Below are 26,148 nucleotides of genomic sequence, written 5' to 3'. Positions count from 1 at the left end.
ACAAAACCATGGCATCCGCGACACGTGCCCGATACACGACGGCCGCTTAATGGGGCACCACAACGGTATCACCCGGAGAAATGCCATGTTCCGTATCAACGCTCGTCACACCGCCAGAATGCTTGGCGTCGCTGTTGTCACCACTGCCGCACTCGCGGCGTTCTCCGGGATGTCTCAGGCCGAGGAAGTGAAGGCCCCTGCAAAAAGCTGGCAGACGGGGATTCATCGCACCGATCTCCTGAAAAAGGACCTCGATGTCGAAGGTCGTGAAGTGATCCAGGTACGGGTTGATATCGATCCGGGCATTTCGTCGCCCAACCATTCCCATCCGGGCGTGGAAGTGGCTTATGTCATCGACGGCACGTTCGAATATCAACTGGAAGGGCAGCCACCGGTCACGTTGAAAACCGGTGATTCGCTGTACATCCCGGCCGGCGTTGCGCACGTCGCGAAGAACATCGGAACCAAAACCGGCTCCGAACTGGCGACGTACATCGTCAAGAAAGGCGAACCGCTGGTTGTGATCAAACAGTAAGCCAAAGGCACGCAAAACCCTGTAGGAGCCGGCTTGCTGGCGATGGAGTGTCAGTCGACATCGATTCAGCTGACCCACCATCGCCAGCAAGCTGGCTCCTACAGGATTTACGTCAACCGAACATTCCCCATTCATACACGCACTTGTAGGAGCCGGCTTGCTGGCGATAGCGGTGTGTCAGCCAACATCAATGGTGATTGATACGCCACAATCGCCAGCAAGCCGGCTCCTACAGGATTTATGTCAACCGGACATTCCCGGAACACTCACGCACATGTAGGAGCCGGCTTGCCGGCGATAGCGGTGTCTGAGCCGACATCAATGGTGATTGATACGCCGTCATCGTCGGAACGCCGCCCGCAGCAAGCCGGCTCCTACAAAGGTTTCAGCGCTCGGCGGGCTAGTGCGACGCCTAGTGCAACAACGATCAGCCCCAACGCTACCGCGAAGGTGATCCGCATGCCGTGGGCCACGGCTTCGGGTGGCGTCAGGGTGATGTCGGCCGCCTGCGAGGCGAGGGCGAATACAGCGCCCAACGCCGAGGCGCCAGTGATCAATCCCAGGTTTCGCGACAGGTTGAGCATGCCCGAGACAACGCCGCGCTGATCGGGCTGTACATCGCTCATGACCGTGGTGTTGTTGGCCGTCTGGAACACGGCATAGCCGAGCGTGATCACCACCATCGGCGCAACGTACCCGCCAATGCCAACGGTCAGCGGCAACACCGATAACACCAGGCAACCGACGGCCATGGCGAGCAGCCCGGCGACAGTCATCCGTTGGGCGCCGAATCGGTCGGCGATCCGGCCGGCGGGCACACCTGTCAGGGCCGCGACACAGGGCCCGACCGCGAGCACTATGCCCACCACAACCGCCTTCAGCCCCAGGCCGTGGGCCAGATAAAACGGCCCGACCACCAGCGTTGCCATCATCACCGTCGCGACCAGTGTGCTCATGGCCAGGCTCGCGCTCAGCATCGGGTTGCGAAACATCGCCAGGCGTATCAACGGGGAGGCGACTTTCATTTCAACCAAAACGAAGAGCCCCACGCCGAACCCCGCCGCCAACAGCAAACCGATATTAAGCAGCCCGAAATGGCCACGGCCCAGCGTCATGGCCAGCGCATACGCCGCCAGCGTCAGTGCCAACACCAGCGTGCCCCATACGTCGAAACGGACGCTCCCGGTGGTTGCCTTCTGCCGATCCGCCGGCAGGTATCGATGCGCAAGCAGCAGCGTCATCAGGCCCAATGGCACGGTGACCAGGAACATCGCCTGCCAACCGAATCCACTGATCAACAGGCCGCCCAGCGATGGCCCCAGTGCGGTGCCAATTGCCGACATCGTCCCGAGCAACCCCATGGCGCTGCCGGTTTTGGCTTTCGCCACCGTCTCACCGACGAAGGCCATGGTTAGCGCCATCATGATCGCCGCACCGAGCCCTTGCAGGGCTCGGGCGCCGATCAACATGCCCAATGTCGGTGCCCACGCGCACAGCGCCGAGGCGAGGGTGAACAGGCCAATGCCGCCGAGCAGCAACCGGCGGCGGCCGATCAGGTCACCGAGCCTTCCGACGCTGACGATCAGCGTGGTGATCGCCAGCAGATACGCGATGACGACCCACTGCACGTCCTGAAAGGTTGCACCGAACACCTGGGCCAGCGTCGGCAAACCGACGTTGGCGACGCTGGTGCCGAGTGACGACAGCAGCATCGACAGCGAAAGGCTGACCAATGCCCAGCGCACGGCGGGTGTCTGTGTTGCGTTGTCCACGATGGCGATAGTCGGCTTCATGCTGTCCCTCTGGATCTGGCCACTCCCGAAGTGGAGCTATCAGAAATCTACGCTGACGCCTAACATGGCGGAAGGCGCACGGGTTGCACTCTACTCGTGCGTCAAACGCCATCTCACCCGGCCGTGGGGCAACGCATGTCGACTCCCGATTTCAATTTGCTGATCACCCTTGATGTGCTGCTCGCTGAAGGCAGCGTGGCGCGTGCCGCCAAACGCTTGCGGCTGAGCCCGTCGGCGATGAGCCGGGCGTTGGCGCGGTTGCGCGAAACCACCGGTGACCCGTTGCTGGTCCGGGCCGGGCGCGGACTGGTCGCCACGCCTCGGGCGCTGGAATTGCGCGAGCGGGTCAGCCAGTTGGTGCAGGACGCCGAAGCGGTGCTGCGCCCGGCGCAACAGCCTGACCTGAAACAATTGGTCCGCACGTTCACGTTGCGTACCAGCGAGGGCTTTGTGGAGACCTTTGGCGCGCCGCTCATCGCCCGGGTCGCCGAGCAAGCGCCGGGCGTGCTGCTGCGCTTCATGCACAAACCTGACAAGGACAGCACGTCGCTGCGGGACGGGACCGTTGATCTGGAAACCGGTGTGGTGGGGAAGGCCGCCGGGCCTGAGTTAAGGACGCAGGGTTTGTTTCGTGACCGATTCATCGGCGTAGTGCGTGTGGGTCATCCGTTGAGCCAGGGCGAGATCACTCCGGAACGTTATGCGGCGGGTGGTCACATCAGCGTCTCGCGGCGCGGGCTCGACAAGGGGCCTGTCGATGAAGCGCTGGCGGCGCTGCAACTGGAACGGCAGGTCGTGACCATTGTTGCCGGTTTCTCGACCGCGTTGGCGCTTGCCCGAGCCACCGATTTGATCGCTGCCGTTCCTGAACGCCACACCGAAAACCTGCGGGCGGGCATGCACAGTTTTGCGCTGCCGGTTACCTTGCCGGAATTCACCGTCGCGATGCTCTGGCATCCGCGTCTGGACGCCGATCCGGTGCATCGCTGGTTACGCGGGTGTGTTCGTGAGGTCTGTGCGCAATAGCCAGATAGCCAGTGACGGGCAAAATCAAAAACTGAACGACCGCGAGGTGTGTTGGGCCAGTTCGGCATCCAGCAGATGTTCGGCCAGCACATCATTCAAAAAGCGGAACTGATCGTTGAGGCCGACCACTTCGTTGCTGAAGTGGTTGCCAGCGGCGGGCATCAGCAGCGCTTCGAAGTTCTTGTCGAACACCAGCGACAGCACTTTGCGCGAGACGGCCTGCTGCGAGTAGTAGTTGTTGCCGAACACCGGAAAGCTCACGGCGAGGGTGACGGTGTGGATCATGATGTGCGCTCCTCGGTCAGGACGTACCACGAAAAAACGGTCAGCGTGAAGGCTGTCAGGGCCAGGCAGGTCAGCAGATGGATCAACATGATTTGCCCCTCCGGTTCGGGGTTGTGTGTCGGGTTGAAGTTGATCCTACGCTGACGATTCATGAGCGGAAGGCATTCGCGGCGATGGTGAATATCGATGTCAGTGATGGTCGGGTTTTTGTGGTGTTCTTGAGGGACCCTTCGCGGGCAAGCCTCGCTCCTACAGGGGCCGGTATTGAGATGTTATTTTGTGAACGACGCTGATCCCTTGTGGGAGCGAGCCTGCTCGCGATGCTCTTGCGGGCAAACACCTATACTCAGGTAGAAACCCTTAATCTGATTTCAACCCTAGAGAACCACGATCTTGAACCTGCGTTCGCTGATCGTCGCCGTGCTGCTGGTGTTGGCGGGATGCGTCACGCCTGTGCGTGCCCCGGCGCCTACGCCGCCCGTGGTCATTTCCCAGAGCACCTGGCAGCAGGTGGATCGGGACATCGTCGCGGCATCCCAGTCCGCCACCGAACAGGCAAAAATCTATTCGCGCGGCGCCATGGATTACTGGCGAACCCGGGTCTATCAACTGACCGAAGAAAAATTCATTCCCTGGTTCAGCAGTTACTGGACCCAGGAATGGCTGTCGATGAAAGTCAGCTGGTACAGCCTCAGCGCCCAGGGTGAGCAGGACGCCTCGTCGAAACGCCTGGCGGCCTATCTGCTGGAGCAATACCAGAAGCGCGTGCTGGCCCCGGTCGCGGTCGAGATTGATCCCGACCAGATCCTCGGTCTGGCCACGGCGTTCTACGTGGATATTCTTCAGGAAGAACTGCAAAAAATCTCCCAACGCCACGGCGTGCCTATGGCGCAGCTCAATGGCCGTATCCAGAAAATCCCGGCCATCGCCCTCGGACCGCCACCCGCGCGAGACGCTTCGCTGTACCAGGTCGTGCACACCCAACCGCTCAACACCCTGCCGGCGTACGCGGCGCTGATCGACAAAATCCACAAGGCCGGCGGTAGCAAGGGCGTTGATTCCACCGACCAAGCCATGGCGCCGGTGGCCAAGCGCGCCAGCCAGCGGATGGAAGCCGAAATGGCCCCGCGCGGTGCCGCCAGCGCGGTGTCCGCAGCGGCGGGAAAAATCGCCGGAGGCTTGATTACCTTGGGCGTGGCGGGGATTCGCGCACTGATTCAGGCCAGCGACCGACCGGACAGCGAGGCGCTGATTCGCAGCAGCCTGGGCAACACGTTCGATAAGGCCTGGATAAAAATGGTGCAGAACCCGACCTTCGGTGTGATGGCGGGGACGTTGTACATGGCAGGGCAGATCGAGGGCAACCTGGCGGGGAGTGCCGACGTACCGTCGGTCAGTTCGGGCAGCGGCGCTGTCGATTGGAGCCCGTCCGAACCGACTAAACCGCAGATCGACCCTTAACCCCCGGCAGGAGAATGACCATGTCTTACGTCGATGGCTGTGTCTTTGCGGTGCCCAGTGCCAACCGCGAAAAATTCAAGAAACACGCGGAATCCGCCGCTGTGATTTTCAAGGAAAACGGCGCCCTGAGCATTGTCGAATGCTGGGGCGATGACGTGCCCGATGGCAAAGTGACTTCGTTTCCGCTGGCCGTGAAACTCAAGGATGACGAAACCGTGGTGTTTTCCTGGATCGTCTGGCCGGACAAGCCCACCCGCGATGCCGGCATGCAGAAATTGATGGCCGACCCGCGTATGCAGCAGGACGTCAACCCGATGCCGTTCGATGGCCAGCGGATGATTTTCGGCGGCTTCAACATCCTCTTGCAGGTCTGAGCGTGTGTCAGGATCACTCCGGCGTCGGGGTGATCCTGCAACTCTTGCGATTGCGGATCTCGCTGTCCGTCGGTCGTTCTTTGACAAACTCGAAACGCGGTTCACCTTCGCTATAGTGAACCAGCCAGCCCCATTCCAGTTCTGACTCATCCTGACCCGGTTTCGGTGGCACGGCCCACCATGGCTCTTTGCTGATGATCTCTCGCATGGCCCCGTCCCGTTTATTCGGTTGGTTCAACTATAACGTGCATGTCAGGAGGTGCCAGGCGTGAGCGACGAAACCCCGGAGCCGGTCAAACGGCTGTTTTTTGCATTGGATTGCCCATCCGAACAGCGCAAGGCGATTGCCCAATGGCGCAGCGCGCTGCAATTGCGCATCGGGCGTCCGGTGCCGGTGGAAAACTTCCATCTGACGTTGCTGTTTTTGGGCGCTGTGGAGGTGGCGCAGATTGCCGAAATCTGCGCGGCAGCAGCAAAGGTGCGCGTGCCGGTTGCGACGTTGCGGCTGGCGCTGGATCGCCTGGATGTGTGGCGCAGGGCCGGGGTGTTGGTGCTCGCGCCGGAACAGGCGCCGCCGGAGTTGCTGCGGCTGGTGTATGCGCTGGAGCAGGCGATGTTGCCGTTCGGGTTTGAAGAGGTACACAAGGAATTCAGGCCGCATCTGACGTTGATGCGTGACTATCGGGCGCCGGTGCCTGAGTCGACGACGCCGCCGGAGTTTTTTCTGCGGGCGGATCGATTTGTGTTGTTTGAATCCCACAAGGGCCGCTATCGGGCGCTGGCCGAATGGCCGCTGGTTCCGGCATAAAAAAAGGCGCCCGAGGAGGGCGCCAAATTCACCTTAACCGAGGAAGCCAGGTGAGGCCGTTCGTCAGAGAGGAGTGCAGCGGTGGTAAGGCGCTGCGTGAACGGTAAACAGTAGAAACCCAATGCCCCTGTAGGAGCGAGGCTTGCCCGCGAAGACGGTGTGTCAGTCGCTATCAATGTTGAATGTGACGGACCCTTCGCGGGCAAGCCTCGCTCCTACAAAGGGGCTCAGTTATTTCCCGAGCTTCACCCGCGTCCAGCCGCGCGTCATCACCCGCTGAACGCCGATCGGCATGTCCGGAATCGCATACAACGTCGCCATCACGGCCAAGGGCGGATACGAGCCCGGATCATCGCGAATCGCTTCATCCACCAACGGCGTCGCCGCCGCGTTGGCGTTGCTGTAGCCGATGTTGTTGGTGATCTCGGCGATGATGTCCGGGCGCATCAGGAAGTTCATGAACAGGTAGGCGTTGTCGACGTTCGCCGCATCCCGTGGGATTGCGACCATGTCGTAGAAACTGCCGGCGCCTTCTTTCGGAATGCTGTATTCGATTTTCACCTTGTCGCCCGCTTCCTGTGCGCGGGCCTTGGCTTGAAGCACGTCGCCGGAATAACCGACAGCGACGCAGATGTTGCCGTTGGCCAGATCGGAGATGTACTTCGACGAATGGAAGTACGCCACCGACGGCCGGATCTTCATGAACAGCGCTTCAGCTTCGGCGATCTGCGCCTTGTCCTGCGAGTTCACCGGGTAGCCCAGGTAGTGCAGGGCGGCGGGCAGCATTTCGGTCGGTGAGTCGAGGAAGCTGATGCCGCAGGCTTTCAGTTTCTCGGCGTTTTCCGGTTTGAACAGCAAGTCCCAAGAGTTGGTCGGCGCATTGGCACCGAGCACTTCCTTGACCTTGGCCGGGTTGAACCCGATGCCGATCGAGCCCCACATATACGGGAAGGCGTGACCGTTTTCCGGGTCGCTGGCTGAAGCGTTTTTCAGCAACACCGGGTTGAGGTTTTTCCAGTTCGGCAGCTTCGACTTGTCCAGTTCCTGATAGACGCCAGCCTTGATCTGCTTGGCCAGGAAGCTGTTGGACGGCACGACAATGTCGTAGCCGGATTTGCCTGCGAGCAGGCGTGCCTCAAGGGTTTCGTTGCTGTCGAACACATCGTAGGTCACGCGGATACCGGTCTCGTCTTCGAACTTCTTGACGGTGTCCGGGGCGATGTAATCCGACCAGTTGTAGACGCGCAGTACCTTGTCATTGGCCTGGGCGCCGGTAGCCATCGCGCCCAATAAGGACAGTGTCAGCAGAGTCCTGCCAAACATTTTCATCGGTACAACTCCATTTCTCTTTTTATTCAAAATCACACAGCAAGCGCTTGCACGCTCCTTGTAGGAGCGAGCTCGCTCGCGAAAAACTCAAGGACGCCGCGTTAATTCAGGTAGCCCGCGTCATCGTTAACGTCCATCGCGAGCAGGCTCGCTCCTACAGGGACGGGTATCAGGCCGTCGCTCCTGCCATTTGCTTTTCAGGTTGCTGCCAGGATTCGCTGGCGGTCTGGTCCATCGCTTCCTGGATCGCCCGTTTGCGGCTGGCTTCAGCGCGGCGGCTGAAGTACCAGACCATGAAGGTCACAATCGAAACAGCGAGCAGAATCAGGCTGGCCACGGCGTTGATCTCAGGCTTCACGCCCAGACGCACCGCCGAGAACACTTCCATTGGCAAGGTCGTCGAGCCTGGGCCGGACACGAAACTCGCCAACACCAGGTCATCCAGCGACAGCGCAAACGACATCATGCCGCCGGCCGCCAGTGACGGCGCGATCATCGGGATGGTGATCAGGAAAAACACCTTGAACGGTTTCGCCCCGAGGTCCATGGCCGCTTCTTCGATGGACAGGTCCAGCTCACGAAGGCGGGCAGAGACGACCACCGCCACATAGGCCGCACAAAACGTGGTGTGGGCGATCCAGATGGTGACGATGCCACGCTCCATCGGCCAGCCGATCAGCTGCGCCATGGCCACGAACAGCAGCAACAGCGACAGACCGGTGATCACTTCAGGCATCACCAACGGCGCGGTGACTAGGCCACCAAACAGCGTACGACCCTTGAAGCGCGTGACACGAGTCAGCACGAACGCCGCCAAAGTCCCCAGCGCCACCGCTGCAATCGCCGTGTAGCAGGCGATTTCCAGCGAGCGCACCACCGAGCCCATCAGTTGCGAGTTGTCGAGCAAGCCGACGTACCACTTCACCGACCAGCCGCCCCACACCGTCACCAGTTTCGAGGCGTTGAACGAGTAGATCACCAGAATCAGCATCGGCAGGTAGATAAACGACAGGCCGAAAATCAACATGAACTTTGAAAATCCGAAGCGTTTCATCCCCGACCCTCCATCTCTTTGGCCTGGCTACGGTTGAACAACAGGATCGGCACAATCAGGATCAACAGCATCACCACCGCCAGGGCAGACGCCACCGGCCAGTCGCGGTTGTTGAAGAACTCTTGCCACAGCACACGGCCGATCATCAGGGTTTCCGGGCCGCCCAGCAGTTCCGGAATCACGAACTCACCGACCACCGGAATGAACACCAGCATGCAGCCGGCGATGATCCCGTTCTTGGCCAGTGGCACGGTGATTTTCCAGAAGTTGTTGAAGTTGCTCGACCCCAGGTCCGAACCCGCTTCCAGCAAGCTTTGATCGTGCTTGACCAGGTTGGCGTACAGCGGCAAGACCATGAACGGCAGGTAGGCGTAAACCACGCCGATGTACACGGCCGTGTTGGTGTTGAGGATCTCGATCGGGTGATCGGTGAGCCCGGTCCACATCAAAAACGCGTTGAGCAAACCGTTGTTGCTGAGGATGCCCATCCATGCATACACGCGGATCAGGATCGCAGTCCAGGTCGGCATCATGATCAACAGCAGCAAGACGTTTTGCGCTTCCTTGCTTGCCTTGGTGATCGCGTAGGCCATCGGGAAACCGATCACCAGGCACATCAGCGTGCTGAAAAACGCGACCTTCAACGAGCCGAAGTAAGCCGAGATGTACAACTCATCCTCGGTCAGCATCAGGTAGTTGCCGACGTTGAGGAACAGCTGGAGTTTCTGTTCGGCGAAGGTGTAGATCTCGGAGTAAGGAGGAATGGCCAGCGCCGCTTCCGAGAAGCTGATCTTCATCACCAGGAAGAACGGCAACAGGAAAAACAGGCACAGCCACAGGAATGGAATCCCGATGACGAGCTTTCGACCACTCGGCATCAGCCGCATGAACCGCTGATTGAGTGTTTTCATGAGCGCAGTACCACGCCGCTGTCGTCTTCCCACCACACGTAGACCTTGTCGTCCCAGGTCGGACGCGCGCCACGGCGTTCGGCGTTGGCCATGAACGACTGCACGACTTTGCCGCCAGGCAATTCGACGTAGAACACCGAGTGGCCGCCGAGGTAGGCGATGTCATGCACCTTGCCCTGGGACCAGTTGTAGCGGGACTCGGGTTGGGTGGTGCTGACCAGCAGTTTTTCCGGACGGATCGCGTAGGTGATGGACTTGTCCTCCACCGAAGTGCTGACGCCGTGGCCGACGTAGATCTTCTGCTCCAGATCCTTGCTGTGAATGATCGCGTGACCTTCAAGGTCCTCGACAACGGTGCCTTCGAAGGCGTTCACGTTGCCGATGAATTCACAGACCATGCGGCTGACCGGGGCTTCGTAAATGTCCACCGGGCTGCCGATCTGGGCGATCCAGCCCAGGTGCATGATCGCGATGCGCTGGGCCATGGTCATGGCCTCTTCCTGGTCGTGGGTCACCATTACGCAGGTCACGCCGACGCGTTCGATGATTTCAACCAGCTCAAGCTGCATCTGCGAACGCAGTTTTTTATCCAGCGCGCCCATCGGTTCGTCGAGCAACAACAGCTTTGGACGTTTCGCCAGGGAGCGGGCGAGGGCGACACGTTGACGCTGACCGCCGGAGAGTTGATGGGGTTTGCGTTTGGCGTATTGGGTCATGTGCACCAGGCGCAGCATCTCTTCCACGCGGGCGTCGATTTCACTGGCGGGCAAACGGTCCTGCTTGAGGCCGAAGGCAATGTTCTGTGCGACGGTCATGTGCGGGAACAGGGCGTACGACTGGAACATCATGTTGATCGGCCGTTCGTACGGCGGCATGTCGGTGATGTCCACGCCATCGAGCAGGATCCGCCCTTCGGTCGGGCGCTCGAAGCCGGCGAGCATGCGTAGCAGCGTCGATTTGCCGGAACCGGAACCGCCGAGCAAGGCGAAGATTTCCCCTTGATGAATCTCAAGCGAAACATCGTCCACTGCGGTGGTTTCGTCGAATTTCTTGGTGACGCGGTCGACTTTCACCAAGACCTTTTTCGGTGCCTGGTGACCTTCAAGAGCCTTCCTGTAAATGCTGGAGGCGTTTGCCATGTGAAACTCCCAACAGGTTTCAGTCGTCGGGCCAACGCGGCCTGACTTAAGAGTGGATTGCAAGCCCGGGGCGGGTAACGCCCCTGTAGGAGCGAGCTTGCTCGCGATGAACGTCCGGACAACGCGGGCATTCAGACAGCCCGCGTTATCGTTGGCGTCCATCGCGAGCAAGCTCGCTCCTACAGGGAATTGCGTTGCCGATCCGCTCGGGCTTATTCGGCGCCGCCGTCCTGGCTGCCTGGGTCGTACTTGTTGTTATTGCAGTGTGTTGTTTTCGCGAGCCACGGACGCGCAAAGGCACGCCCGCCAAACTCGCGGGGGCAGTAAATGGGTGTTTTGGGTCAGCGGGTTTTACGCTGCGCGGCCCGTCGTCGGCACGCATCGCCGAACGCCTGGAAAATACTCAAATAAGGAGGATTCGAAAGCACCTGCCATTCCGGGTGCCATTGCACACCGACAGCGAAGGTCGGGCTGTGGTCCACCGAAATCGCTTCGATCAAACCGTCCGGCGCAATCGCCTCGGCACGCAGGCCGGGAGCGAGGCGGTCGATGCCCTGGCTGTGAATCGAATTGACCATGAACTCGGTCGGCAACTCCAGCGCTTCGAACACGCCACCCGGTTGCACCGTCACCGCATGCGCCGGGGCGTATTGCACTGCCAGCTCAGGGCTGTCCGCTTCGCGATGATCGAGCATGCCCGGCAGTTCATGCACCTTCTGATGCAGGCTGCCGCCGAACGCCACGTTCATTTCCTGGAAGCCACGGCAGATGCCGAGTACCGGAACGCCCGCCGCAATGGCTGCACGCAATAAAGGAAGAGTGGTGGCGTCCCGCGCCGGATCGTGATCCGTGCCGGGAGCGCTGGCCGGGCCTTGATAGTGGAAGGGCTCCACATTCGATGGCGAACCGGTCAGCAACAGACCGTCGAGATGCGCGAGCACATCCTCGATTTCAGTCAGTTCGCCTAAGGAAGGAATGACCACGGGCAGCCCCAGAGCCGCGACGCTGACAGCACGCAAGTACTTGTCGCCGCTGATGTGGTAGGGGTGCAGGCCAATCTGTTTGACGCACGCTGTAACGCCGATCAATGGCTTGAATGCCATTTTTATCACCTCGACCTTGAACGAGTTTTTCAGGAGCTTAGCTTTGTTGATTTTAATTAACAACTCTCATGTAAAAAATTCTAAACGCCGCACGTCCGATTCCTAGTCTTTGCGCGGTGTTGAGGGCCTATATGGCACTCTCGTGCCCAGAAAAGTCCCAAAAATAAAGGATGAAAGGCCAAGTGTTCGCTATTGACTTCACTTTGCCGTTCGGGTTGACTGGGCTCCAGAAAGTGCGGTGAACATAATAATTAACAGCTAATAGGTGCATCATGTCGGTCCCTCTGCGTGCCGTTCAACTCAACGAAGCAAACGCATTCCTTAAGAAATATCCTGAGGTTTTGTACGTCGACCTTCTGATTGCGGATATGAACGGTGTGGTGCGCGGCAAGCGCATCGAGCGCACCAGTCTTCATAAGGTCTACGAAAAAGGCATCAACCTGCCGGCGTCCCTGTTTGCCCTGGACATCAATGGCTCCACGGTGGAAAGCACCGGCCTGGGTCTGGATATCGGCGACTCTGACCGGATCTGCTTCCCCATCCCTGGCACCCTGAGCATCGAGCCGTGGCAGAAGCGCCCAACCGCTCAGTTGCTGATGACCATGCACGAACTCGAAGGTGAGCCGTTCTTCGCTGATCCACGTGAAGTGCTGGCCAATGTGGTGCGCAAGTTCGACGAACTTGGCCTGACCATCTGCGCCGCGTTCGAACTCGAGTTCTATTTGATCGACCAGGACAACGTGAACGGTCGTCCGCAGTCGCCGCGTTCGCCGGTATCGGGCAAGCGTCCGGTGTCGACCCAGGTGTACCTGATCGACGACCTCGACGAATACGTCGATTGCCTGCAAGACATCCTCGAAGGCGCGAAAGAGCAGGGCATTCCTGCCGACGCCATCGTCAAGGAAAGCGCCCCGGCGCAGTTCGAAGTGAACCTGCATCACGTCAACGACCCGATCAAGGCCTGCGACTACGCGGTGTTGCTCAAGCGTCTGGTGAAAAACATCGCCTACGACCACGAGATGGACACCACGTTTATGGCCAAGCCGTATCCGGGCCAGGCGGGCAACGGTTTGCACGTGCACATTTCGATTCTCGACAAAGAAGGCAACAACATCTTTGCCAGCGAGGATCCCGAGCAGAACGCCGCGCTGCGACACGCGATCGGCGGTGTGCTCGAGACCCTGCCGGCGCAGATGGCTTTCCTCTGCCCAAACGTCAACTCGTACCGTCGTTTCGGCGCGCAGTTCTACGTGCCGAACTCGCCGAGCTGGGGCATCGACAACCGTACTGTTGCGGTACGTGTGCCGACCGGTTCCTCCGATGCCGTGCGCATCGAACACCGCGTTGCCGGTGCCGATGCCAACCCGTACTTGTTGATGGCTTCGGTGCTGGCCGGTATTCACCATGGCCTGACCAATGAGATCGAGCCGGGCGCCCCGGTTGAAGGCAACAGCTACGAGCAAAACGAGCAAAGCCTGCCGAACAACCTGCGCGATGCATTGCGCGAGCTGGACGATAGCGAAGTCATGGCCAAATACATTGACCCGCTGTACATCGACGTGTTCGTGGCGTGCAAGGAAAGCGAGCTGGCCGAGTTCGAAAACTCCATTTCGGACCTTGAGTACAACTGGTACCTGCACACGGTTTGACGAGATCTGCGTCGACGACACAAAACCTTGTAGGAGCCGGCTTGCTGGCGATAGCGGTGGGTCAATCAACATTGATGTCGCCTGATACACCGTGATCGCCGGCAAGCCGGCTCCTACAGTTGATCTTCGTCGTGCACAGCTTTCGTGTACGTCACCAAACCCTGTAGGAGCCGGCTTGCCGGCGATGGCGACAGCTCAGCCACCACCAACGCCCACGGCCCACCCAACATTCCTCTGCGTCGAGTCACAACCATGACAAACACTCGCAGCGACTGGGAACAACGCTTCCAGTCCCTAACCATCGAAAGCCGCGCCTTCATCGACGGCCAATACCGCGCTGCACTCAGCGGTGAAACTTTCGAATGCATCAGCCCGGTCGACGGTCGCTTCCTGGCCAACGTAGCCAGCACCGATGAAGCCGACGCGAACGAAGCCGTCGCCGTCGCACGCCGCACCTTCGAATCCGGCGTCTGGGCCAATCTCGCCCCGGCCGAGCGCAAGCGCACTTTGATCCGCTTCGCCGACCTGATCCTGGCCAACCGGGAAGAACTCGCCCTGCTCGAAACCCTCGACATGGGCAAGCCGATCAACGATTCGATGAACATCGACATTCCGGCGACCGCCAACGCGATCCGCTGGAGCGCCGAAGCCATCGACAAGATCTACGACGAAGTCGCCGCCACACCGCACGATCAACTCGGCCTCATCACCCGCGAACCTGCCGGTGTCGTTGCCGCCATCGTGCCGTGGAACTTCCCGTTGATCATGGCCAGCTGGAAGTTCGCCCCGGCCCTCGCGGCGGGTAACTCGTTCATCCTCAAGCCTTCGGAAAAGTCGCCACTGACCGCGATCCGCATCGCGCAATTAGCGCTGGACGCCGGCATTCCGAAAGGCGTGTTCAACGTCCTGCCGGGCTTCGGCCACACCGTCGGCAAGGCGCTGGCGTTGCACATGGACGTCGACGTGCTGGCCTTTACCGGCTCGACTGCGATTGCCAAGCAACTGCTGATCTACGCCGGTCAAAGCAACATGAAACGCGTCTGGCTCGAAGCAGGGGGGAAGAGCCCGAACGTGGTGTTCGCCGATGCGCCGGATCTGCGCGCGGCAGCACAGGCAGCGGCCAGCGGCATCGCTTTCAATCAGGGCGAAGTTTGCACCGCCGGTTCGCGTTTGCTGGTCGAGCGTTCGATCCGCGAGCAGTTCATTCCGCTGCTGGTGGAAGCGCTGCAAGCCTGGAAACCGGGGCATGCTTTGGACCCGCAAACCACCGTCGGCGCGGTCGTCGATCAGCGTCAACTGGACAACGTGCTGCGCTACATCCAGGTCGGCAAAGACCAGGGCGCGCAACTGATCGCAGGCGGCAGCCGCACCCTCGAAGCCACCGGCGGCCTGTACGTGGAACCGGCGATTTTCGACGGCGTGACCAACGCCATGACCATCGCCCGGGAAGAAATTTTCGGCCCGGTGCTGTCGCTGATCACCTTCGATACCGCTGAAGAAGCCTTGGCCATCGCCAATGACAGCATCTTCGGTCTGGCCGCCGGTGTCTGGACCAGCAACCTGAGCAAGGCCCACACCTTCGCTCGCGGCTTGCGCGCCGGCAGCGTCTGGGTCAACCAGTACGACGGCGGCGACATGACCGCGCCGTTCGGCGGGTACAAGCAGTCGGGTAACGGTCGGGACAAATCGCTGCACGCGTTCGACAAATACACCGAGCTCAAAGCGACCTGGATCAAGCTCTAATACTTCTACAACGGCGGCCGCCGGCACATGCCAGCGGCCATCGGAGAAACCTATGAAACAGACTCATGTAAACAGCTACTACGCCGCAACCCGCAACTTCACCGGCGACTTCCCGGTGCTGGAACAAGCGGTGGATTGCGACGTCTGCATCATCGGCGCCGGTTACACCGGTTTGTCCTCGGCGCTGTTCCTTGCCGAAGCGGGCTACAGCGTGACTGTGCTCGAAGCCGCCAAAGTCGGTTTCGGCGCCAGCGGTCGCAACGGCGGCCAACTGGTCAACTCCTACAGCCGCGACGTCGATGTCATCGAAGAGCGCTACGGCGACAGAACCGCTGAAGTCCTCGGCAGCATGATCTTCGAAGGCGCCGACATCATCCGTCAGCGCATACAACACTACGACATCCAGTGCGATTACAAGCCGGGCGGCATCTTCGCTGCGCTGAACAAAAAGCAGCTCAAAGGCCTGGCCGAGCAGAAAAGCAGCTGGGAACGCTACGGCAACAAGAACCTGAAAATGCTCGACGCCGCGGACATCAAGCGCGAAGTCGGCAGCGACAACTACGTCGGCGGCCTGCTCGACATGCAGGGCGGCCACATCCACCCGCTGAACCTGGCTCTCGGCGAAGCCTCGGCCATCATCGGCCTGGGCGGCAAAATCTACGAACAATCGGCGGCGGTGGAAATCACCTACGGCGAACCGATCACCGTGCGCACCGCCAAAGGTGTGGTCCGCGCCAAATACCTGTTGATCGCCGGCAACGCCTACCTGCCGCAGGGCCTCGACAATCGCGTGACCGCCAAAAGCATGCCGTGCGGTTCGCAAATCGTCGTCACCGAACCGTTGTCGGAAAAGGTTGCGCGCAGCCTGATCAAAAACAACTACTGCGTCGAAGACTGCAACTACCTGCTTGACTACTACCGCCTCACCGCTGACAACCGCCTGCTGTACGGCGGCGGCGTGGTCTACGGCGCGCGCGAACCGGATGACATCGAACAGCTGATCAAGCCAAAAATCCTCAAGACCTTCCCGCAACTGAAGGACGTGAAGATCGACTACCGCTGGACCGGCAACTTCCTGCTGACCATGTCACGCATGCCACAATTTGGCCGCATCGAGAAAAACGCCTACTACATGCAGGGCTACAGCGGCCACGGCGTCACTTGCTCGCACCTGGCCGGCAAACTGATCTCGGAAATGATCCGCGGCGACGCCGAACGCTTCGATGCTTTCGCATCCTTGCCGCACATGCCAATGATCGGCGGCCGCACCTTCCAGGCCCCGCTCACCGCCATGGGCGCCGCGTACTACGCGCTGCGCGACCGTTTCGGCATCTAACCCAACACAACCCTGTAGGAGCAGAGCTTGCTCGCGAAGACGGCGGCACATCCGACATCGGTGCCGCCTGACACACCGCCTTCGCGAGCAAGCTCTGCTCCTACATTGGATCCATGGCAGGCACAAAATGTACGTGCAGCAGAGGTCAAAAACTGTGGGAGCGAGCCTGCTCGCGATGACGCCATCCGGTTCCCCATCAATGCCAACTGACCCACCACCATCACCAATAACCATGCGCCTACAGCAACACCCCCAAACGTGATTTAATACCCGCCTTTCACAATTACGGGACAGGGAAGCGGTACTTTCGCGGCCAAAAGTCGCCCGCCATCCACCCCCATAACCCTTAAGTTTTCCTTGCATAAGGCTGTCATGGACACGGGCTCACGACTCAAATTAGTACGCGAAAGCTACAAACTCTCCCAGCGCGAGCTGGCCCGGCGTAGCGGCGTCACCAATGCCACCATCTCCCTGATCGAACAGAATCGCGTCAGTCCCTCCGTCAGCTCCCTGAAAAAACTGCTCGAAGGCATCCCGATGTCTTTGGCGGACTTCTTTACCTTCGATCAACCGCCGCGTGAACATCAATACGTGTTCCGCGCTAACGAACAACCGGACCTCGGGCGTCATGGGCTGCGGTTGCTGCTGATCGGCGCTTCGGTGCCGAGCCGGCAGATGCGTTTGCTGCGCGAGCAATACGCGCCTGGGGCGAGTTCGGGGGAAGAGCCGATTGTGCACTCGGAAGGAGAGGAGTGTGGGTTGGTTACGCGGGGGACGGTTGAGTTGACTGTTGATGGGCAGATTAGTGTGCTTAACGCTGGGGATGGCTACTACTTCCCGACAACGTTGCCGCACAAGTTCCGCAACATCGGCCAGGACGAAGCTGAAATCATCAGCGCCAACACCCCGGCTAACTTCTGATCTCAAAAACGGACGCCAACCTGTAGCAGCTGCCAAGGTTGCGTCCGCGACCAACACCCATACCGAATGGAAGCAGCTGCTTCAGGAATTTTCAAAGTAAATGGACTTCACATCATGACCACACCCCGCATCCGCCCCCTCGCACTTTGCATCTTCCATCACGATAGCAAGATACTGGTCAACGAAGCTCGCGACCCCATCACTGAAAAGCCATTCTTCCGCCCAATCGGTGGCGGTATCGAATTCGGTGAAACCAGTGCCCAAGCCGTTGTACGAGAAGTACAGGAAGAACTCGGTTTACCCATCACCGATGTTCGCTTGCTCGGTACGCTTGAAAGCCTATTTACGTATAACGGCACACCAGGGCACGAAATCGTGCAGGTGTACGACGCGAAGTTTGTGGATGCCAGTGTCTACGAGTTGTCGCACTTGGATGCTCAAGAAAGCGATGGTGCGGCCTTCGTTGCGAAGTGGCTTCCTTGTGCGAGCTTTACTGACGAACAGCCGTTGGTGCCTGATGGGCTATACGAGCTGCTGAAGAAAGTCGAGCTTTTGGACTGACACCCGTTACCGGATAACTTTGGATCAATCAGCATCAGGCTGTTTCTTGATAAGTCATGGGGATGAATGATGAGAGTTTTAGTGTTGCTATTAATGCTTGGTTTTGGTGGTCAGGCATTTGCCAGTTGCTACGGCATCGATAACAACGATCAGCGCATATTGTGCGAAGCCAGGAATAGCGGTGGCAGTTGCGGCGGTATCAACGACAATGACCTTCGCAGAAGTTGTGAGGCAGAGACCAGTGGCGGGAGTTGTTATGGTATTAACGATAATGATCGGCGCATATTGTGTGAAGCCAAGAAGGGTGGCGGGAGCTGTTACGGTATTAATGACAATGATCTTCGCAGAAGTTGTGAGGCGCAAACCAGTAATGGAAGTTGCTATGGAATTAACGATAACGATCAGCGCGTAATGTGTGAAGCTCGGAAGGGCGGTAGCTGTTATGGCATTAACAGCAATGATCTGCGGGTTCAATGCGAAGCTATGAAACACTGAGGGTGAGGCCTGAAAAAGGTGACAGATCTATTTTTTTTAAATAGATCTGTCACCTTTTTCGTCGGCCACCTTTTTCGTTGTAAAAATCCGATGCCCATTCAGGCATCGGATTTTTATCATTCGCTTAAAGGCTCGTAATGGAATTTGGTTGGCTGGTTTAAAGCCACTATGTCATTGCGTAAGGGTTCTGCACTGATTGCGCATATCGTCATTATGGATGTTTTCGCAACCATGGCCACTCTGTTTGGCTTCGCACAAGTTACGTTGATCATCGTCGCGGATGTTATTGCAACCGCTACCGGTTGTTTCCCCTTTGCAAGCATTTCTCATGTCGTCGTTTTTGATGTTATCGCAACCACTGCCGCTCTGTTTGGCTTCGCACAAGTTACGTTTATCATTGTCGCGGATGTTGTTGCACCCGCTACCGGTTGTTTCCCCTTTGCAAGCATTTCTCATGTCGTCGTTTTTGATGTTGTCGCAACCACTACCACTTTGCTGGGCCCTGCAATAGGCACGCTCGTCATTATCTTTGATGTTTTCGCAGTTGGCATAGGTGTACCCACTGAACATCAACAAAATCAAAAGAATGGCTCTCATCATTGGCATCCATGATTTGTCAGGAAGCAGCCTGACGCTGATTGATCCCGAATTTTTTTCATTTGCGCGCCATCATATCGACATCACCCTGCACAAAAGTTCCGTGATGGAAAACTTTTTGAGGAGGCTGTCAAAAAACCAGGAAAGTGCTCTATTCATGCTGTACAGCGTGCGTAAGAAGGTGACTAAAAAGGAATAGGTCGGCCACCTTTTTTACTGGCCACTCCTTGTAGATGCTAACTGAGTACAGGCCAGGGTTAAGTCCCGGACAGCCGCAGATAAGGAGTTACGAGATAACAAAAACCCGCGTCAACGCGGGTTTTTTGGGATGAAATTCAGTCACTGACCATTGGAGGTATCAAACCCCCGCTGCTCAATCACCCGAAAAACATCACTCACGTCCTGAAGCAAAATCCGGGCGATGTTGGCGACGGTGTTGATGTCGTTTTCGGCGTAGTCGGGGAGGCTGGTGCAGCCCATGAGCTGGAGGTAGGGGAGGACCGCGTTGAGGCGTTCGCTGACGACGTTGTGCAGTTCGCGGATTGGGGCGTGGCTGTCGATGACTAGTACGGGGTAGTCGGTGGCGAATTGGGACATGGGGGTGAAGCGGTGGGGCGGATTGTTCATTGGCATAAGTAAATCTTCCTCGTATTTAAAAGAAGAGCTGCCGCCATTCGCTGCGAAACGAATTGGGTGGCAGCTGTGTGCGGGTTCGCAGACCAAGGATACGAGGAGCCCGGCAGACCCGAAGGCCTCCCACACACAGCCACCATAAAACGGGGTTCGGGCACTGTTGCGGCCGTCATTCCATTTATGGTGCTGCGTTCTACACGTATCTTAAAGGCTGCGAAACCCCTCATCGCTGACTTGTATCTGCGACTGGCCGAAACTATAGGCGCCCATTTTGGCGCTCACAACCGGGCTGTAGGACGCTTTGGCGGTCTTTGGAGCAAGGCTCAATGCCACTGTTTACGGGGTTTTCACGGCATTACGAGGGGTGTGGAGTGCCGTGGGAAATCGGGGGCAGGTTTTGGGGGCGATTCGCTGCTTATTGGGAATAAATCCCCTCGTTACAAAAGGTGAATTCCTACACGTTTTTCGGATGTCAGGTTTGTGAAATCGGGTGGGCTGGAAGGTGTGACAGTTGATGTAGATGTTGGATGTCCAGGCCTCATCGCGAGCAGGCTCACTCCTACAGGGGGGGGGTAGGCGGGCGCGTTGTTGCGTCCGCCTGTGATTCCTTTATGCGGCGTGACCGATCACTTCGATGATGCGCTTTGCGATGTAGTCGACGTGGGTTTCCAGGGCGAAGTGTCCGGTGTCGAGTAGTTCGACTACGGCATTGGGGTTGTCGCGTTTGAACGCCTCTGCGCCCGGCGGGATGAAGAAGGGGTCGTTCTGGCCCCAGATGGCCAGGGTTGGCAGTTGCGTCTCACGGAAGAAGCGCTGAAAGTCCGGGTAGCGTTTGAGGTTGTTCGCGTAGTCCAGGAACAGGTCGAGCTGGATGTCTTTGTTGCCCGGCCGCTCCAATAGCAGCGCGTCGAGGGTGTAGGACTCGGGAGCGATGAGTTCTGGCGTGCTGACGCCATGTTCGTACTGCCAGCGCGTGCCTTCCAGGTGCAGGACTGCGTCGGCGATGACCTGGCGATTTTCGGCCGACGGTTCTGCCCAGTAGGTTCTGATCGGTGCCCAGGCATCGCCCAATCCTTCCAGATACGCGTTGCCGTTTTGCGAGATCAGTGCGGTCATTCTGTCGGGGTATTTGACTGCCAGTCTCAGGCCGGTCGGTGCGCCGTAATCGAAGACGTACATCGCGTAGCGTTTCAGTCCCAGGGTCTCGACGAAATGCCCCAGCGTTTCTGCCAGTGCGTCGAAGGTGTACGCGTATTTGCGCTCGGCAGGCACTTCGGTGAATCCAAAGCCGGGCAGGTCCGGGGCGATGATGTGGAAGTGTGCCGACAGCAACGGGATGAGTTGGCGGAACTGGTGGGACGAGCTGGGAAACCCGTGGAGCAGAAGGAGGGTCGGCTTGGCCGGTTCTCCTGCTTCCCGGTAGAAGACGCGAACGCCGTCGACGTCGGCAAATGTGTAGCGGATGGGTGCAGTGGTGGTGGTCATGATGATTGGCCTCGTAACCGCATGGATGAGATCAAGCCGGTTTTCGAGACTAAATCTGGCACGAACAAAGTAACCTGTCAAAATGATTTTGATAGGTTATTGTTTTTCACCCTCAAGCATCGATGACTTTCTTTTGCCGCTCGCGGTGGGCCGCTGCTTTCGCTCTGTTGCCGCAGACCGCCATGCTGCACCAGCGGCGTTTTCTGCCACGGGTGTGGTCGACGAACATCAGGGTGCAGCTCGGTCCTTCGCAACATTTGACGTTGGTGAAATCTTCCTCGCTGACGAACTGCGCGAGCACTTCGCCCAGTGGCAGCAGCAGGGAATCCGGGCTGCGCCAGCGGCGTTTCAGTTCCCAGGCGAGCTTCGGTGTTTCGCCGTCCTGCAGCGTGATCTGCGTGTACTTCTCGTCCCGTTCGAGCAGGCGATTCAAGGCCTCTAGCTCTGTCAGGGCCGAGGCTTCAAGCGGTTGGCCTTTGTATTTCAGGACAAAGCCGCGAAACCATTCGCGCAATGACCGTGCCTGCGCTGCGACGGTTTCCAGCTCGCCAGGCATCGCTTGTGCCTGAAGCCGTTGCAGTATCTCGTCTTCCACCCAGCCCGATTGTTTCAGCCATTCAAGCCAGCCGTTGCCGTCGTCGATCCAGTCGACGGGTTCATCGACCGGCGTTGCTATCGAGTTCAGGAAATCGAGAGCGGCGGCGTCGGCGACGAAGAGGGCCGGTCCACGGGGAGTGCTGTTCATGAGGATGTCCGCTAAAGCCTGGATTGATAAGGTTCAGCGTAACCACTCAAAGTGCATTCGACAAGTTACTATATTATTTGTAACCTCTTCGTTGTATTCGGTGGGGTTACTGAGCGGGCTCAATTCTTGACCTGCTGATTCCTCCCATAAACATCCTCCAACCGCTCAATATCGTCCTCACCCAAATAGCTCCCGGACTGTACTTCAATCACCTCCAGTGGAATTTTCCCGGGATTGGCCAGCCGATGCACCGAAGCAATCGGAATGTAGGTGGACTGGTTTTCCGTCAGCAGGAAGACCTTTTCATTGCACGTCACCTGGGCCGTGCCGGAGACCACGATCCAGTGCTCGGCGCGGTGGTGGTGCATTTGCAGGGACAGTTGTGCGCCCGGTTTGACGGTGATGTGCTTGACCTGGTGGCGGATGCCGTTGTCCACCGAGTGGTAACTGCCCCAGGGGCGATACACCGCGCAGTTGTTCTGGGTTTCCGAGCGATTTTGGGCGTCGAGCGCGTTCACCAGTTTTTTCACGTCTTGCACGGTGTCGCGGTGCGCGACCATCAGTGCGTCTTCGGTTTCTATCACGACGAGGTCTTCCACCCCGAGCAGGGTCACCAGTTTGCTGCTGCCATGGACGAAGCAATTGCGGCTGTTGTAGCTGACGACATCGCCCTTGAGCACATTGCCGTCGGTGTCCTTTTCGTGCACATCCCACAGCGACGACCAGCAACCGACGTCACTCCAGCCGGCGCTGAGCGGGACGACCCAGGCGCGGTGGGTGCGTTCCATCACCGCGTAGTCGATGGAGTTGTCCGGGCAGCATTCGAAGGTGACGCGATCGATGCTGGTCACGCCTTCGTTGCTGGGGCTGCGCTCCAGGGCCATCACGCAGGTGTCGTACATGTCCGGTTCGTGAGTGCGCAGCTCTTCGAGGTAGCGGCTGGCACGGAACAGGAACATGCCGCTGTTCCAGAAATATTCGCCGGAGCGGACAAATTCGGCGGCAGTTTGCTGGTCGGGTTTTTCGATAAATTGCTCGACCTTGAAGGCATGGGCGTCCGCATCGCTGCAGTCGGCCTTGATGTAGCCGAAGCCGGTTTCCGGACGTGTCGCCGGAATGCCGAACAGCACCAGATTGCCTTTCAGCGCCTCTTGCTCTGCGTGTTCCAGTGTGGCGCGCAAGGCGGGGACGTCGCTGATCACATGGTCGGCCGGAAGGACCAACATGAGCTCATCGCGGCCCTCGGCAATCAGCTTGAGGGCTGCCAGCGCCACCGCCGGTGCGGTGTTGCGACCGAAGGGTTCGAGCAGGATCGCCTGCGGCGTGCAGCCGATGGCGGCAAGTTGTTCGTTGACGAGAAAGCGATGCTCCTGATTACACACCACGATCGGTTTGCCGATGCCGTTGAACGCCAGGCGCTGCAGGGTTTGTTGAAAGAGTGATCCTTCACCGGCCAGGCTCAGGAATTGTTTGGGATACAACTTGCGTGACAATGGCCACAACCGGGAACCACTGCCCCCGGACAGAATGACTGGAATCATTTTTCTTTCCTCCCACACCTTCATCGTTCGATATGAAGGCGCTTCGAACAGCGAAGGACTGCCTTCCATTATTTGAAACACAAGCTCAATTCAAAGTGGCCGCAATCAGGGGCGTGCCGGCTGTTGCACCTGGTCTTTCTGGTCTGCAAACAGCTGGGTGATGTCGCCGCCCAGGCGGTAGTTTTTCATCGGTTCGACCGATTGGCGCCAGCGGTTGGTTTGCGCCGAGCAGTCGTATAGCGCGCAGTACGGTTCCAGCCAGGCAAACTTGCCATCCTCGTTGAGGTCTTCGAGTGCTTGCTTGTGGCCGGTCTTGCGTTCAAACAAACCTGGATTCTTGATGCCTTCTTCCACGCGCGTCGCCAGACGCCGCATGGCGCCGTGGTTTTCTTCGCGCAGGTCGACGCCGTTGGCTTGGGCGAAGGAGGCGATCATCATCAGCGGCCCCATCGCGTAGTTATGGTAAGCCAGAGCGCGGGTGTCGCGGCCCAATTCGTTGGGCAGGTACCCGTCGGCATCGACCTGGGATGCGCCGATGCGAAACTGTGCGACGGACCAGTCGAACAGGTCGCGCCGGTCGACCACCACCGAGGCCGCCATGACGGACCATGCCGCCCAATACTGGTGATTGTTGAGGCGGTCCAGCGGTTGGTCGCGCCAGTCCCGCACCACCTGTTCGGCGAGCTTGCCGATCCAGGCTTCGATGGGCCGGGTCTGCGCTTCACGGCCCTTCAATGGCTGTGAACGCGAAAACTTGAGCCGCAGGTACGCCGAAGAAATACTGCCCAGCGCCCATTTGCGCATCGACTTGCCGGTGTGGGTGTAGGTGGTGCTCAGCAGCGCCTGCGCCTTGGCCCAATCGCCCAGCCAGCTCAACGTGCAGTCCACATGACCGGTGCGGCCGAGCCGCAAGTAGGCGGCGACTTGTTTGTTGACGCCTTTTTCCAGTTCGTTGATATCGCCGGACATTTCTTTGTAGCGTTTGTTGGATTCTGCGTTGAGCTGATCCCGAGCCTTGCCCGAGCCTTCGTATTTGCTGGGGATCAACAGGTCGCCGGTATAGGGTTTGGGCGTCGCCGGACAGCTTTGCGCGTCGCCCTTTTTCTCTGTGGCCGGCGCGTAATAGCCCTGCGGCGGGCGAAGTTGTGCGGCCGCCTGCATGATCGGCCCCATCAGAATGAAGGCCACGCCAATGGCGGCCCAGTGTGCCGGGCGCATCAGTTTTCCTCCGTCTGCGCGGTGCGCAGGGCCGGTGCTGCCGTGATGGCGGGTTTGACGCACAGTCGGGTTGAAAGCCCTGTGGTGGTCATTCCCGGCGGCGGTTGCACGTCCATGGAAAGAAGTGTCTGTTCGCCCCAGTCCCCGTCGCCGCGCAGCTCGAAGGCGAAGCGGCCCTGGGTATTGACCGTCGGCGAACGGCTCAAGCTGAGGTTTTCCTGGCGACCGTTCAGGTAGGTCAGGGTCGCATTCAACAGACGCACGCCGGGATCCGCGAACTTGAGGTCGACCTGATAACGATTGCCCTTGATCGGATACACGTTGCCGCCACTGCCGTTGAACAACACCTGATTGCGGCCGCTGTGCAGGGTCGCCTGGCTTTTGAGCAGCGGGGACTGGTTGTCGCAGCCATCGCTCAGCGCCGCCATTGCCTGGCGGTAGAAGCTGGGTTTGCCAAGGCTGTCGAGGTTGTCGGTTTCCCACACCAACACCGCCGGCGGGGCGTTCTGGAAGTCGTCGCCGAGCAGGTAGGCGATCAACGAATCATCGTAGCCGCCGCCCGGTACGCTGAAGTTGCGGACCGGTGTCTCCAGGTATTGTTCAAGGAAACCGGGAAAGTTGAACAGCTCGCTGCTTGCGCTGGTGCCGATCAGTGCGACCTTGGCCGGGCCCTTGGAGTCGCCTTGGGCGCGGGTTTGATAACGGGTCACATACTGCGCCGCGTAGCCGTTGCCGCAGATCTGTGCGGCGGCTTTTTGCAGCGTGCCCGAGCGCCCCAACAGGCCGGCCGGTTGGCTGGCGAAGACCTGATGCGGCAACGCCTTCAGCACATCGTTGCCCTTGAGCGTCTGGGCCACCAATTGGGCACTGCGGTCGGCGCCATAGGGCGTCCAGTTGTGATCGCCCTTGAAGTAGAAGGGCTGCCCGGCGGGCTGTGGCGAACTCAGCAGGTTGGTAAAGTCGGGCGCCAGAATGCCCAGGCCACGCACCCGGTCCAGGGTTTGCAGGTAGTTTTGCCGGGCCCTGGCCTGATCGAAGCTGGCCAGTTCCAGCGGCGTCAGGCGGTCGGCGTGCAGCAGGCCGCGACTGGGTGGCATCACCAACACCAGTTCGACCCCGCGCTGGGCGAGCCCGTCGCGCAGGCGCTTGAGGGCTTTGTAACCGCTTTCATCAAGGCCGAAGTCGGTGCGCAAATCGCTACGGGTGCGAAACAGCCATTGGTCCTTGGCCTCCACCAGCGTCGCGTAGTTTTTCAGCTCCGGTGGCTCGTAATATGTCGCCTGCGCCGCTTGCGGGCACAGCTGACAGCAGGCCTCGGCCGTGTACTGCGGCTGCGCCTGTGCCCCCATCGACATGGACAGCAGGCCAAGCGCGGCAAATCCATGAAAGGTGTTCATCGGCAGGCT

The 26,148-nt window shown here is 59.1% G+C and carries 28 protein-coding genes; 12 read left to right on the top strand and 16 right to left on the bottom strand.

Annotation, left to right across the window (positions count from 1 at the left end; translation table 11 throughout):
* Positions 1-85 precede the first annotated feature (85 nt).
* Positions 86-535, top strand: a complete 450-nt coding sequence (locus PMI32_RS19975) for a cupin domain-containing protein (protein WP_008027236.1) — start codon at positions 86-88, stop codon at positions 533-535.
* Between the two features lie 374 nt (positions 536-909).
* On the opposite strand, the gene PMI32_RS19980 is transcribed toward PMI32_RS19975, so the two are convergent.
* Positions 910-2,328, bottom strand: coding sequence for an MFS transporter (locus PMI32_RS19980; RefSeq protein WP_008027234.1), 1,419 nt, complete (start codon positions 2,326-2,328; stop codon positions 910-912).
* A gap of 135 nt (positions 2,329-2,463) precedes the next feature.
* Here PMI32_RS19980 and PMI32_RS19985 point away from each other — a divergent pair, with 135 nt between their 5' ends.
* On the top strand, positions 2,464-3,354 hold the full coding sequence (locus PMI32_RS19985) for a LysR family transcriptional regulator (RefSeq protein ID WP_008027232.1): 891 nt from the start codon (positions 2,464-2,466) through the stop codon (positions 3,352-3,354).
* A gap of 24 nt (positions 3,355-3,378) precedes the next feature.
* On the opposite strand, the gene PMI32_RS19990 is transcribed toward PMI32_RS19985, so the two are convergent.
* Together PMI32_RS19990 and PMI32_RS30390 are read right to left on the bottom strand one after the other, a co-directional pair.
* A complete protein-coding gene (locus tag PMI32_RS19990) occupies positions 3,379-3,639 on the bottom strand; it encodes a hypothetical protein (RefSeq protein ID WP_008027230.1) in 261 nt (86 codons plus the stop codon).
* Positions 3,636-3,791, bottom strand: coding sequence for a hypothetical protein (locus tag PMI32_RS30390; RefSeq protein WP_162130728.1), 156 nt, complete (start codon positions 3,789-3,791; stop codon positions 3,636-3,638). Before PMI32_RS30390 ends, PMI32_RS19990 begins: the two co-directional genes overlap by 4 nt.
* A gap of 241 nt (positions 3,792-4,032) precedes the next feature.
* Here PMI32_RS30390 and PMI32_RS19995 point away from each other — a divergent pair, with 241 nt between their 5' ends.
* On the top strand, positions 4,033-5,100 hold the full coding sequence (locus PMI32_RS19995; RefSeq protein WP_008027224.1) for a hypothetical protein: 1,068 nt from the start codon (positions 4,033-4,035) through the stop codon (positions 5,098-5,100).
* Positions 5,101-5,120: 20 nt separating this feature from the next.
* Entirely contained in the window at positions 5,121-5,474 is a 354-nt protein-coding gene (locus tag PMI32_RS20000; RefSeq protein ID WP_008027222.1) for a DUF1428 domain-containing protein, read from the top strand.
* A 13-nt stretch (positions 5,475-5,487) separates the two neighbouring features.
* Here the strand turns inward: PMI32_RS20000 and PMI32_RS20005 are convergent, their stop codons facing one another.
* Positions 5,488-5,682, bottom strand: coding sequence for a hypothetical protein (locus tag PMI32_RS20005; protein WP_008027221.1), 195 nt, complete (start codon positions 5,680-5,682; stop codon positions 5,488-5,490).
* 60 nt (positions 5,683-5,742) lie between these two features.
* Between PMI32_RS20005 and thpR the strand changes: the two genes are divergently transcribed.
* Positions 5,743-6,282, top strand: coding sequence for an RNA 2',3'-cyclic phosphodiesterase (gene thpR / locus PMI32_RS20010; protein ID WP_008027219.1), 540 nt, complete (start codon positions 5,743-5,745; stop codon positions 6,280-6,282).
* A gap of 231 nt (positions 6,283-6,513) precedes the next feature.
* Here thpR and PMI32_RS20015 read toward each other — a convergent pair whose 3' ends face one another.
* From PMI32_RS20015 to PMI32_RS20035, 5 genes are all read right to left on the bottom strand, one after another.
* Positions 6,514-7,611, bottom strand: a complete 1,098-nt coding sequence (locus PMI32_RS20015; RefSeq protein ID WP_008027216.1) for a polyamine ABC transporter substrate-binding protein — start codon at positions 7,609-7,611, stop codon at positions 6,514-6,516.
* 169 nt (positions 7,612-7,780) lie between these two features.
* Positions 7,781-8,665 (bottom strand): ABC transporter permease subunit, encoded by an 885-nt coding sequence (locus tag PMI32_RS20020; RefSeq protein WP_008027215.1) that lies wholly within the window; start codon positions 8,663-8,665, stop codon positions 7,781-7,783.
* The gene (locus tag PMI32_RS20025) at positions 8,662-9,543 is read right to left on the bottom strand and encodes an ABC transporter permease subunit (RefSeq protein ID WP_162130729.1); all 882 of its coding nucleotides are present in this window, start codon (positions 9,541-9,543) and stop codon (positions 8,662-8,664) included. The genes PMI32_RS20020 and PMI32_RS20025 overlap by 4 nt, the downstream gene beginning before the upstream one ends.
* A gap of 29 nt (positions 9,544-9,572) precedes the next feature.
* Positions 9,573-10,715, bottom strand: coding sequence for a polyamine ABC transporter ATP-binding protein (gene potA / locus PMI32_RS20030; protein ID WP_008027211.1), 1,143 nt, complete (start codon positions 10,713-10,715; stop codon positions 9,573-9,575).
* Between the two features lie 341 nt (positions 10,716-11,056).
* Positions 11,057-11,818: a gamma-glutamyl-gamma-aminobutyrate hydrolase family protein gene (locus tag PMI32_RS20035; RefSeq protein ID WP_008027209.1), complete on the bottom strand. Its 762-nt coding sequence runs from the start codon at positions 11,816-11,818 to the stop codon at positions 11,057-11,059.
* 272 nt (positions 11,819-12,090) lie between these two features.
* Between PMI32_RS20035 and PMI32_RS20040 the strand changes: the two genes are divergently transcribed.
* The 5 genes from PMI32_RS20040 (at position 12,091) to PMI32_RS20060 (ending at position 18,028) form a co-directional block, all read left to right on the top strand.
* A complete protein-coding gene (locus PMI32_RS20040) occupies positions 12,091-13,467 on the top strand; it encodes a glutamine synthetase family protein (protein WP_008027208.1) in 1,377 nt (458 codons plus the stop codon).
* Positions 13,468-13,719: 252 nt separating this feature from the next.
* Entirely contained in the window at positions 13,720-15,210 is a 1,491-nt protein-coding gene (locus PMI32_RS20045) for an aldehyde dehydrogenase (protein ID WP_008027206.1), read from the top strand.
* A gap of 52 nt (positions 15,211-15,262) precedes the next feature.
* The gene (locus PMI32_RS20050) at positions 15,263-16,546 is read left to right on the top strand and encodes an NAD(P)/FAD-dependent oxidoreductase (protein WP_008027204.1); all 1,284 of its coding nucleotides are present in this window, start codon (positions 15,263-15,265) and stop codon (positions 16,544-16,546) included.
* A gap of 372 nt (positions 16,547-16,918) precedes the next feature.
* Positions 16,919-17,467, top strand: coding sequence for a cupin domain-containing protein (locus PMI32_RS20055; RefSeq protein ID WP_007946335.1), 549 nt, complete (start codon positions 16,919-16,921; stop codon positions 17,465-17,467).
* 114 nt (positions 17,468-17,581) lie between these two features.
* Positions 17,582-18,028 (top strand): NUDIX hydrolase, encoded by a 447-nt coding sequence (locus PMI32_RS20060; protein WP_008027202.1) that lies wholly within the window; start codon positions 17,582-17,584, stop codon positions 18,026-18,028.
* Between the two features lie 90 nt (positions 18,029-18,118).
* Here PMI32_RS20060 and PMI32_RS30940 read toward each other — a convergent pair whose 3' ends face one another.
* Positions 18,119-18,502 carry a hypothetical protein gene (locus PMI32_RS30940; RefSeq protein WP_157214355.1) on the bottom strand — a complete coding sequence of 128 codons (384 nt, stop codon included), beginning with the start codon at positions 18,500-18,502 and terminating at the stop codon, positions 18,119-18,121.
* A 189-nt stretch (positions 18,503-18,691) separates the two neighbouring features.
* Here PMI32_RS30940 and PMI32_RS31055 point away from each other — a divergent pair, with 189 nt between their 5' ends.
* Positions 18,692-19,135 carry a hypothetical protein gene (locus PMI32_RS31055; RefSeq protein WP_157214354.1) on the top strand — a complete coding sequence of 148 codons (444 nt, stop codon included), beginning with the start codon at positions 18,692-18,694 and terminating at the stop codon, positions 19,133-19,135.
* Positions 19,110-19,319 (top strand): hypothetical protein, encoded by a 210-nt coding sequence (locus tag PMI32_RS30245; protein WP_157214353.1) that lies wholly within the window; start codon positions 19,110-19,112, stop codon positions 19,317-19,319. Before PMI32_RS31055 ends, PMI32_RS30245 begins: the two co-directional genes overlap by 26 nt.
* A gap of 140 nt (positions 19,320-19,459) precedes the next feature.
* Here PMI32_RS30245 and PMI32_RS20070 read toward each other — a convergent pair whose 3' ends face one another.
* From PMI32_RS20070 to PMI32_RS20095, 6 genes are all read right to left on the bottom strand, one after another.
* A complete protein-coding gene (locus tag PMI32_RS20070; protein WP_008027197.1) occupies positions 19,460-19,753 on the bottom strand; it encodes a hypothetical protein in 294 nt (97 codons plus the stop codon).
* 609 nt (positions 19,754-20,362) lie between these two features.
* Positions 20,363-21,238, bottom strand: coding sequence for an alpha/beta fold hydrolase (locus PMI32_RS20075; RefSeq protein ID WP_008027195.1), 876 nt, complete (start codon positions 21,236-21,238; stop codon positions 20,363-20,365).
* Between the two features lie 112 nt (positions 21,239-21,350).
* Positions 21,351-21,983 (bottom strand): CGNR zinc finger domain-containing protein, encoded by a 633-nt coding sequence (locus PMI32_RS20080; protein ID WP_008027193.1) that lies wholly within the window; start codon positions 21,981-21,983, stop codon positions 21,351-21,353.
* Positions 21,984-22,102: 119 nt separating this feature from the next.
* Positions 22,103-23,524 carry a mannose-1-phosphate guanylyltransferase/mannose-6-phosphate isomerase gene (locus PMI32_RS20085; RefSeq protein WP_008027191.1) on the bottom strand — a complete coding sequence of 474 codons (1,422 nt, stop codon included), beginning with the start codon at positions 23,522-23,524 and terminating at the stop codon, positions 22,103-22,105.
* A 105-nt stretch (positions 23,525-23,629) separates the two neighbouring features.
* On the bottom strand, positions 23,630-24,742 hold the full coding sequence (locus tag PMI32_RS20090; protein WP_008027188.1) for a mannuronate-specific alginate lyase: 1,113 nt from the start codon (positions 24,740-24,742) through the stop codon (positions 23,630-23,632).
* A complete protein-coding gene (locus PMI32_RS20095; protein ID WP_008027186.1) occupies positions 24,742-26,139 on the bottom strand; it encodes an alginate O-acetyltransferase AlgX-related protein in 1,398 nt (465 codons plus the stop codon). The genes PMI32_RS20090 and PMI32_RS20095 overlap by 1 nt, the downstream gene beginning before the upstream one ends.
* Between the last annotated feature and the right edge of the window lie 9 nt (positions 26,140-26,148).

Source organism: Pseudomonas sp. GM60 (genome assembly GCF_000282415.1).
Taxonomy (GTDB): domain Bacteria; phylum Pseudomonadota; class Gammaproteobacteria; order Pseudomonadales; family Pseudomonadaceae; genus Aquipseudomonas; species Aquipseudomonas migulae.
The sequence above is the reverse complement of the archived record's forward strand: the minus strand, read 5'-3'. Positions and strand labels throughout refer to the sequence as shown.

Bases quoted from the DNA above. Each gene is read 5' to 3' on its own strand.
- PMI32_RS19975 (WP_008027236.1), top strand. From the start codon at position 86: ATGTTCCGTATCAACGCTCGTCACACCGCCAGAATGCTTGGCGTCGCT.
- PMI32_RS19980 (WP_008027234.1), bottom strand. From the start codon at position 2,328: ATGAAGCCGACTATCGCCATCGTGGACAACGCAACACAGACACCCGCC.
- PMI32_RS19985 (WP_008027232.1), top strand. From the start codon at position 2,464: ATGTCGACTCCCGATTTCAATTTGCTGATCACCCTTGATGTGCTGCTC.
- PMI32_RS19990 (WP_008027230.1), bottom strand. From the start codon at position 3,639: ATGATCCACACCGTCACCCTCGCCGTGAGCTTTCCGGTGTTCGGCAAC.
- PMI32_RS30390 (WP_162130728.1), bottom strand. From the start codon at position 3,791: ATGAATCGTCAGCGTAGGATCAACTTCAACCCGACACACAACCCCGAA.
- PMI32_RS20000 (WP_008027222.1), top strand. From the start codon at position 5,121: ATGTCTTACGTCGATGGCTGTGTCTTTGCGGTGCCCAGTGCCAACCGC.
- PMI32_RS20005 (WP_008027221.1), bottom strand. From the start codon at position 5,682: ATGCGAGAGATCATCAGCAAAGAGCCATGGTGGGCCGTGCCACCGAAA.
- PMI32_RS20015 (WP_008027216.1), bottom strand. From the start codon at position 7,611: ATGAAAATGTTTGGCAGGACTCTGCTGACACTGTCCTTATTGGGCGCG.
- PMI32_RS20020 (WP_008027215.1), bottom strand. From the start codon at position 8,665: ATGAAACGCTTCGGATTTTCAAAGTTCATGTTGATTTTCGGCCTGTCG.
- PMI32_RS20025 (WP_162130729.1), bottom strand. From the start codon at position 9,543: ATGCCGAGTGGTCGAAAGCTCGTCATCGGGATTCCATTCCTGTGGCTG.
- potA (WP_008027211.1), bottom strand. From the start codon at position 10,715: ATGGCAAACGCCTCCAGCATTTACAGGAAGGCTCTTGAAGGTCACCAG.
- PMI32_RS20035 (WP_008027209.1), bottom strand. From the start codon at position 11,818: ATGGCATTCAAGCCATTGATCGGCGTTACAGCGTGCGTCAAACAGATT.
- PMI32_RS20040 (WP_008027208.1), top strand. From the start codon at position 12,091: ATGTCGGTCCCTCTGCGTGCCGTTCAACTCAACGAAGCAAACGCATTC.
- PMI32_RS20045 (WP_008027206.1), top strand. From the start codon at position 13,720: ATGACAAACACTCGCAGCGACTGGGAACAACGCTTCCAGTCCCTAACC.
- PMI32_RS20050 (WP_008027204.1), top strand. From the start codon at position 15,263: ATGAAACAGACTCATGTAAACAGCTACTACGCCGCAACCCGCAACTTC.
- PMI32_RS20055 (WP_007946335.1), top strand. From the start codon at position 16,919: ATGGACACGGGCTCACGACTCAAATTAGTACGCGAAAGCTACAAACTC.
- PMI32_RS20060 (WP_008027202.1), top strand. From the start codon at position 17,582: ATGACCACACCCCGCATCCGCCCCCTCGCACTTTGCATCTTCCATCAC.
- PMI32_RS31055 (WP_157214354.1), top strand. From the start codon at position 18,692: ATGTCATTGCGTAAGGGTTCTGCACTGATTGCGCATATCGTCATTATG.
- PMI32_RS30245 (WP_157214353.1), top strand. From the start codon at position 19,110: ATGGCTCTCATCATTGGCATCCATGATTTGTCAGGAAGCAGCCTGACG.
- PMI32_RS20070 (WP_008027197.1), bottom strand. From the start codon at position 19,753: ATGCCAATGAACAATCCGCCCCACCGCTTCACCCCCATGTCCCAATTC.
- PMI32_RS20075 (WP_008027195.1), bottom strand. From the start codon at position 21,238: ATGACCACCACCACTGCACCCATCCGCTACACATTTGCCGACGTCGAC.
- PMI32_RS20080 (WP_008027193.1), bottom strand. From the start codon at position 21,983: ATGAACAGCACTCCCCGTGGACCGGCCCTCTTCGTCGCCGACGCCGCC.
- PMI32_RS20085 (WP_008027191.1), bottom strand. From the start codon at position 23,524: ATGATTCCAGTCATTCTGTCCGGGGGCAGTGGTTCCCGGTTGTGGCCA.
- PMI32_RS20090 (WP_008027188.1), bottom strand. From the start codon at position 24,742: ATGCGCCCGGCACACTGGGCCGCCATTGGCGTGGCCTTCATTCTGATG.
- PMI32_RS20095 (WP_008027186.1), bottom strand. From the start codon at position 26,139: ATGAACACCTTTCATGGATTTGCCGCGCTTGGCCTGCTGTCCATGTCG.